This is a genomic window from Cytobacillus sp. Bac17 (genome assembly GCF_024519925.1).
GTDB lineage: Bacteria > Bacillota > Bacilli > Bacillales > Cytobacillaceae > Cytobacillus > Cytobacillus pseudoceanisediminis.
The window spans coordinates 1-895 of the sequence record NZ_JALJRC010000085.1; the positions used below are offsets into that span (position 1 = coordinate 1).

Consider the following 895-nt stretch of genomic DNA (forward strand, 5'->3'; position numbering starts at 1 on the left):
GAGAAGGAAAAAAGAAAGAGGGAAGGGAGAAAGAGAGAAGAAAGAGAAAAGAGAAAGAAGGGAAAGAGAAGAAGAAAAAGGAGAGGAGAAGGAGGGAGGGAAGGAAAAGAGAAGAAAGGGGAAAGGAGGGAAAAGAGAGGAGGAAGAAGAAAAGAGAAAGGAAGGAGAGGGAGGAGGGGAAGGAGGGGGAAAGGGGAAAGGAAGAGAAAGGGGAGGGGGAAGGAGGGAGGAGGGAAAGAGGAAGGAGGAGGAGAAAGGAGAGGAAAGAGAGGGGGAGGAAGAGAGAAGGGGAGAGGGGAAGAGGGGAAGAGAAGAGGGAAGAGGAGGAAAGGAGGGGGGAGGAGGGGAAAAAGAGGGAGGAAGAGGAGAGGAGGGGGGAGAAGAGAAAGGGGGGGGGAAGAGGGAGAGGAGGAGAGAGGGAGAAGGAGAAGGGAAGGAGGAGAGGGAAAAGAAAAAGGAGGGAGGGGGAGGAAAAGGGGGAGAGGAGGGAGAGGGGAAAAGAGGAAGGGAAGGAGAAGGGGAAAGAGAAAAAGAAGGAAGAAGGAAAGAAAGGAAAAAAAAAAGAGAAAAGAGAAGGGGAAAAAGAGAAAAAAGAGGAGAAGGAAGGGAAAGGAAGGGGAGAGGAAGGAAGAAGGAAGAAAAAAAAGAAAAAAGAGGAAAAGAGGAAGAAGAGGAAGAGGAAAAGGGAGGAGGAGAGGGGGAAAGGGAAGAGGGAAAGGAGAAAGAGGAAGGAAGGAGGAGGGAAGGAGAGGAAGAAAAAGAAGAAAGAGAGGAGGAAAGAGAAAAAGAGGGGGGAAAAGAGGGGCCGGGACGGGCGGGAAAAAAGGAAAAGGGCAGGGCAGCAAGTTTTGCAGCCGGAGACAGAGTAGACGGAGCTCCAAATACTTCACCCAAT

Annotated in this window: 1 protein-coding gene; it reads left to right on the plus strand. The window is 50.7% G+C overall.

The annotated features are described in order from the left end of the window. Positions 1–869 (plus strand): hypothetical protein (locus tag NR125_RS30250; protein WP_256816860.1); only part of this gene is annotated, 869 nt, incomplete at its 5' end. Positions 870–895 lie beyond the last annotated feature (26 nt).